This is a genomic window from Streptomyces sp. NRRL B-24572 (genome assembly GCF_002156145.1).
In the GTDB taxonomy this organism is placed as follows: domain Bacteria; phylum Actinomycetota; class Actinomycetes; order Streptomycetales; family Streptomycetaceae; genus Streptomyces; species Streptomyces vietnamensis.
Map to the genome: position 1 here is coordinate 1 of NZ_MWIG01000348.1, position 6,381 is coordinate 6,381.

The 6,381-nt window shown below is 70.2% G+C and carries 5 protein-coding genes and 1 pseudogene; all 6 read left to right on the forward strand.

The genetic code is table 11. The features are described from left to right. Positions 1-36: 36 nt before the first annotated feature. Positions 37-1,239 carry a phage tail protein gene (locus CCN56_RS21305; RefSeq protein ID WP_086829083.1) on the forward strand — a complete coding sequence of 401 codons (1,203 nt, stop codon included), beginning with the start codon at positions 37-39 and terminating at the stop codon, positions 1,237-1,239. Further along, positions 1,236-2,486 carry a tape-measure protein gene (locus CCN56_RS21310; RefSeq protein ID WP_086829085.1) on the forward strand — a complete coding sequence of 417 codons (1,251 nt, stop codon included), beginning with the start codon at positions 1,236-1,238 and terminating at the stop codon, positions 2,484-2,486. The genes CCN56_RS21305 and CCN56_RS21310 overlap by 4 nt, the downstream gene beginning before the upstream one ends. A gap of 61 nt (positions 2,487-2,547) precedes the next feature. Beyond that, positions 2,548-3,471 carry a phage tail domain-containing protein gene (locus CCN56_RS21315; protein WP_086829087.1) on the forward strand — a complete coding sequence of 308 codons (924 nt, stop codon included), beginning with the start codon at positions 2,548-2,550 and terminating at the stop codon, positions 3,469-3,471. 36 nt (positions 3,472-3,507) lie between these two features. Then, a complete protein-coding gene (locus CCN56_RS21320) occupies positions 3,508-4,701 on the forward strand; it encodes a hypothetical protein (protein WP_086829089.1) in 1,194 nt (397 codons plus the stop codon). 34 nt (positions 4,702-4,735) lie between these two features. Further along, a complete protein-coding gene (locus CCN56_RS21325; protein WP_086829091.1) occupies positions 4,736-5,926 on the forward strand; it encodes a hypothetical protein in 1,191 nt (396 codons plus the stop codon). A 43-nt stretch (positions 5,927-5,969) separates the two neighbouring features. Further along, positions 5,970-6,381, forward strand: a pseudogene (locus CCN56_RS21330) (hypothetical protein); the annotation flags it as partial.

Sequence of the window (6,381 nt, forward strand, 5' to 3'; positions counted from 1 at the left end):
CCCCTGATCCCCACCCCCCTCGGAAGGAGGTAACCCATGTCCCTCTTCAGCGCCTCGAAGAAGGCCGCAGACACCCTGCGCAACCTCAAGACGCAGGCATCCGGCGCCGCCGGCGACATCAAGAAGATCGGGGACGCCGGCAACGGCGCCTCCGGTCAGCTCAAGAGCCTCAAGACGGGCGCCGACGGCGCCGGCACCCAGCTCAAGAGCCTCAAGACCGCCTCGGACAACGCCGAGAAGGCCATGACCAAGGCCGGCAAGACCGGCGAGACCGCCGGGACCAAGCTCGGCAAGTACGAGTCCGGCGCCGGCAAGGCGTCCAAGGGCCAGGACAAGCTCAACAAGTCCATGAAGGGCAACTTCCTCGCCCGCCTGATCGAACTCTTCATGCCTCTCATCGAGAAGATCGTCGAGATGGCGATGCAGTCGAAGACGATGCAGAAGATCCTGAAGAAGGCCTTCGACGGCATCAAGACCGTGATCAGCGCGGTCATGAAGGCCGTCGGCCCGATCATGAAGAAGGCCGGCGACCTGATCAAGACGGTCTGGAACGGCATCAAGAAGGCCATCTCCACCGTCGTCAAGGCCGTCGCCACCGTCATCAAGACCTACGTCAACATCTGGAAGACGGTCATCACGACCGTCATGAAGGCGATCAAGACGGTCATCAGCACCGTCTGGAACGGCATCAAGTCCGTCATCACCCCGGTGGTGAACTGGATCAAGTCCGCGATCCCGAACGCCTTCACCGCCGTCAAGGACAAGATGTCCTCCATCTGGAACGGCCTCAAGGACATCGCGTCCCGGGCGTTCGAGGGCATCAAGAGCGGTGTGTCCGGACCGATCAACGCCGTCATCGGCCTGATCAACCGCATGATCAACGCGGTCAACGGGGTCAAGGTCAGCGTCCCCGGCTGGGTCCCGATCGTCGGCGGCAAGACCTTCGGCGTACACATCCCGACCATCCCGATGCTCGCCACCGGTGGTGTCGTCATGCCCCGCAACGGCGGCGTCCCGGCGATCCTCGCCGAGGCCGGCGAGGCCGAGGCCGTCCTGCCGCTGTCCAAGCTGGACCGGCTGCTCGCCATGACCGCCCGGCGCGCCCGCATGTCCGCGCAGCTCCAGGGCGGTGGCGGCGGTGGTGCCGGGCTGCACATCGAGCACTACCACGCGGCCCGCAACAGCGACCCGCAGTCCACGGCTGACGCGCTGATGTACCTGGCGAAGGCGCGCGGATGAGTGCCGTCGCGGCCTTCCCGAACCCGTTCCGCCGCGCCCTGCCGGCGATGACCTCGCTCAAGCGGGGCCTCGGCCAGGCGGGCGACGGACTGAAGCGGCTCAGGCAGGACGCACAGCGGGCGTCCGGCGGCCTGGACAGGTTCGCCACCGGGCTCCGTACGGCAGGCACCTCCGTACGCGCCGTCGGCAGGAACGCGTCCGGCGCCGTCGGGTCCGTCCGCCGCATCCAGCGGTCCCGGGCGGCGAACGGATTCCGGCGCATCGGCATCGCGGCGGGCAAGGCGGGGACCGTGGCCGGCCTGTTCGCCGGCCCCGCGGTCGGCATGCTCCTGGAGATGCTCCTCCCGCTGCTGCCCTTCGTCGACACCATCACCAAGCTGATGGACACCTACGGCACGGTGATGGAGATCGCCTCCGTCGCCATGACCGGCGTCAACCTCGCCATGCGCAGCAACCCGCTCGGCTTCGTCCTCGGCATCCTCATGCCGGTCATCTCCTGGCTCATCGAGTACGCGGTGAACAGCGAGACCGGCCAGAGGATCATCAAGCAGGTCATGCAGCAGGCCCTGAAGGGCTTCCAGTCCGTCTGGAAGTTCCTGCAGCCGGTCGTCAAGCTCATCGGCCAGGCCGTCGGGACCTACTTCAAGGCCTACCTCACCCTGTTCACGACGGCCCTGAAGATCGTCGGCTCCGCCATCGGCGGCATCTCCAGGATCGGCAGCGCCGTCAGCTCCGCCTCCCACGCCCTGCGCGGCATCGCCTCGCGCACGATCGGCGGCATCAAGGACGCCGTCAAGCCGATCCTGTCCTTCATCACCGACAAGATCCCGGGCTTCTTCCGGCACGCGAAGGACGCCGTCGGAAAGGCCCTGCACGGCATGGGCGAGCTGATCAAGGGCGCCCTCACCGCCGTCCTCGGCGTCGTCAAGGGACCGATCAACGGCCTGATCGCCTTCGCCAACTGGATCATCGACGGGCTCGACAAGCTGAGCTTCGACTTCCTCGGCAAGCACTTCGGCGTCGACATCGACAAGATCCCGATGCTCGCCGAGGGCGGTCTCGTCTTCCCCGGCGCCGACAGCGCGCCGCGCATCGACCCGCTCACCGTCCTGGAGAACCGGCGCGTCCCGGCCCTCACCGAGGCTCCCCGGCGGCCCCACCGCATCGCGGAGTTCCACGAGGATCCGGGCGCCGGCCCGCGGTCGACCGCCGAGGACCTGCTCTTCCTCGTCGGCGCCCACTGCTGAGCCGCCGCCCGCCGCCGAAGCCCTTCACCCGACAGCCCCTCAGAAGTGAGGTGACGGCCCCATGGCCGAGACCACAACCACATACGCCGGAAACGACCTCACCGCCGACCTCGCGCCCGGCTCGCTGATCACCCAGGACGGGCAGATCCAGTGGGCCGGGCTCCTCATCGGCCCCGGTACGCCGTTCAACGTCGACCGGTCCGGTCTCCAGGGCTGGGAGGACCTGCCCGAGTACGACTCCTCCGACGCCGACCGGCCCACCTCGCACGGCGCCTGGCCCGGCTCCCGGTACGCCAAGCCGCGCAAGATCAGCGGCACGATCGTGCTGATGCCGGAGTTCAACGGCGCGGCGGAGGCCGTCCGCGCCCTGCGCCAGTCGCTCGCCCTGCTCGACGAGGAGCGCTGGCTCACCGTCCGGCTGCACGGCGAACTCCTCGCCGTACGCGCCCGGATCGCCCAGCGCGTGGTCCCCGCGGACCAGGGCTTCGCCACCCAGGGCAGCACGAAGATGTCGATCCAGTGGCTGGCCTCCGACCCGCGCCGCTACGGCGTCAACGAGCAGAGCGCCTCCACCACCCCGCCGCAGCCCGAGTCGGGCCTGACCTGGCCGCTGACCTGGCCGCTCAACTGGGGCCAGGCCAAGTCCACCGGCGACGCCGTCGCCGAGAACACCGGCTCCGCCGCCACCCACCCGGTGATCGTCTTCCGCGGCCCCTGCTCCATGCCGACCGTCACCGAGCGGGTCTCCAAGCGCCGGCTGCGGTACGCGATCGACCTGGCCGCCGGCGACGAGCTCGTCGTCGACACCGCCAACGGCACGGTGATGCTCAACAACACCGCCTCCCGCCGCCACACCGCGATGGCCGACTCCAGCCCGGAGGAGCTGTTCCTCCTCGAACCGGGCCGTACGGAGCTGTCGTTCCGGCCCGACGGGGCCACCCCCGAGGCCCTGATGACGGTCCGCTGGCGCAACGCCGAGTGGTGACCGACGCCCCCGTCCGCCCCGTGAAGGAGTGAACCCATGACCGTACGGGCCGCCTGGCTCCAATCCACCGGCCAGACCCGCGAGGACACCCGGCTCGCCCTGTCCGCGCTGCTCACCCCCAGCGGCGCGAGCTCCGCCTCGCCCCCGCTGCGCTCGCGGCCCGGCATCGTGCCGGGCGGCTTCGCGCTGACCGGCGCCTCCGCGATGCAGTGCACCATCGGCACCGGCCGGGCCGTGATCCAGGGCAACGAGACCGCCCAGGGCGCGTACATGATCGCGGTGACCGCCCCCGAGACGCTCACCATCGCCGACGGCGACCCGCAGTACGGCCGGATCGACATGATCGAGCTGGCCGTCCTCGACGACACCTACGACAAGGGCGGCGCCACCGACGCCGTGATCCGGCTGATCAAGGGCACGCCCTCGGCCACCCCGCAGATCCCGGCCTCGGGCCCCGGCAGCGCCTTCCCGCTCTACACCGTCTCGGTGCCGGCCGGAACCTCCGCCGGCACCGGCGGCGTCCAGTGGACCGCCCCGGGCGTCGTCACCACCAAGCACTACCCGATGACGGCGCTCGGCGGCATCATGCCGACCAGCGGTTTCAACGGCGTGTACGCCGGCCAGTACCGCGACGTCTCGGGCCAGTTGCAGCGCTGGGACGGCACCACCTGGGTCGCGTACCCGAAGGCGATCGGCGGCATCGCCCCGAGCGGCACGGCGACCACCGGCGGTTACACCGGCCAGTACCGCGACAACGCCGGCGTCCTGCAGCGCTGGGACGGCTCGGCCTGGCAGTACGCCGAGGGCAAGGCGACCATCCTCTTCAGCGCCTCGCAGACCTCGATGCAGAGCGTGCCGCAGAACGCCTGGACGCCGATCACCCTGAACTACGTCGACATCGACGACTTCAACGGCTGGAACGGCACCGACAGCTTCGTCGTCCCGCGCACCGGCTGGTGGCGGGTCGGCGCCAACATCAACTGGTACGGCGACTCCACCAGCGGCATACGCGGCGCCCGCCTCCTCGTCGGCGGCGTCGGCTACTCCCGGATGACCTGGATGGCCGCGGCGTCCATGGGCACCACGAGCGTCGGCGGCGACGGCCTGGTCAAGCTCACCGCGGGCAACGTGCTCCAGCTCGCGGGCTACCACAACGCCACCGTGCCGGTCCGCACCCTCGGCGGCTCCGGCTACTACACCACCCTCACCGCCCAGTGGATCCGGTCCTGAACCCCCTCTCCCCCACCCCGAACAGGAGAACCCCATGAACCTGCGCAGCAGCTGGGTCGCCGAGACCGGCCAGACCCGCGAGGACACCCGCCTCAACCAGGTCGGCGCGACCACCATGGTCAACCCCGTCCAGGTGCGCTCCGGCATCCTGCCGGGCTCCTACAGCGGCCAGTTCCGCCTGTCCGGCTTCTGGATGGACAAGGCCTCCGCCATGACGGCGACCGTCTCCGAGGGCCGGGCCGTCATCCAGGGCGACATCTCCCAGGGCGTCTACCCGGTGGCCCTGCCGGCCGCCGAGCAGATCACCTTCGCCGCGGGCGACGCCCAGTACGGCCGGATCGACCTGGTCGTCCTGAAGATCTACGACAACCTCTACGACGGCAGCACCCGCAACGAGGCGAAGATCGAGATCATCCAGGGCGTGCCGGGCCAGGCCCCCAAGGCGCCGGTGGCCCCGCCGCGCAGCCTCCCGATCTACGAGGTGACGGTCCCGGCCGGCGCCAGCGCGGGCAACGGCGGCATCCCGTGGAGCACCGCCCTGAAGGACCTGCGCACCCCGGTCGTGGCCCTTGGCGGCATCCTCCCGGTCGAGGGCCCGGTCCTGCCGGGCACCCACCCCGGCCAGTACCAGGACACCGCCAACAACCAGTTCCAGCGCTGGGACGGCGGCAAGTGGGTCGCCTACCCGGAGGCCGTCGGGGGCATCGTCCCGTCCTCCGCGTCCACGCTCCAGGGCAGCTACACCGGCCAGTACCGGGACGGCACCAACGGCGAGCTCCAGCGCTACGACGGCGGCGCCTGGCGGGCGGCGTTCCCCGGCCCGTACTACAAGGACCTCACGGACGCGGGCTACACCACCTCGTCCACGTACACCAGCACCCTGCTCGACACGCTCCAGGGCCCCATCCAGGTGAGCTTCGTCGCCCCGTCGTCGAAGGCCGTGATCGTCCAGTACGGCGCCCGGATGCGGGGCAGCAAGGACCTGTACAGCTACCTCGCGCTCCGGCTGACCCAGGGCACCACCGTCGTCCAGGAGCCGGACGACGAGTACGCGGTGATCGTCGCCAGCGACACCTCCACCACGCAGTCGATGAACCGGCGCCTGTCGGGCCTCACCCCGGGCCTCACGTACACCTTCACCCTCCACTACCGGATCGTGGCCAACACCGTGGGCGCCCAGGCCTGGTACGACAACGCCTTCATCCGGGTCGACCCGCAGTACTGACCGGTCACCCCCCGCCCGCCGCCCCACCGACAGGAGTCCACCCATGCCCGTACGCACCGGATGGCTGACGCCCACCGGGCAGACCCGCCAGAACACCCGCATCACCAACATCGGCGCCACCACCCCCGTCAACCCGCTCGGCGTCCGGTCCGGCATCCTGCCCGGCACGTACGACGGCAAGTACCGGGTCGGCGGCCTGTGGATGAGCTCCACCGGCCCGATGACGGCCACCGTCTACGCCGGCAAGGCCGTCATCCAGGGCGGCGCCGTCGCCGACGGCGCCTACCCGGTCGCCCTCGACGAGGACATCCCCCTCACCTTCGCCGACGGCGACCCGCTCAACGACCGCATCGACCTCGTCGTGCTCCGCGTCTACGACAACGACGTGGACGCCCTCGGCAAGTACGAGGCCGGCATCGAGATCGTCAAGGGCACCCCGGCGGCCACCCCGGCCG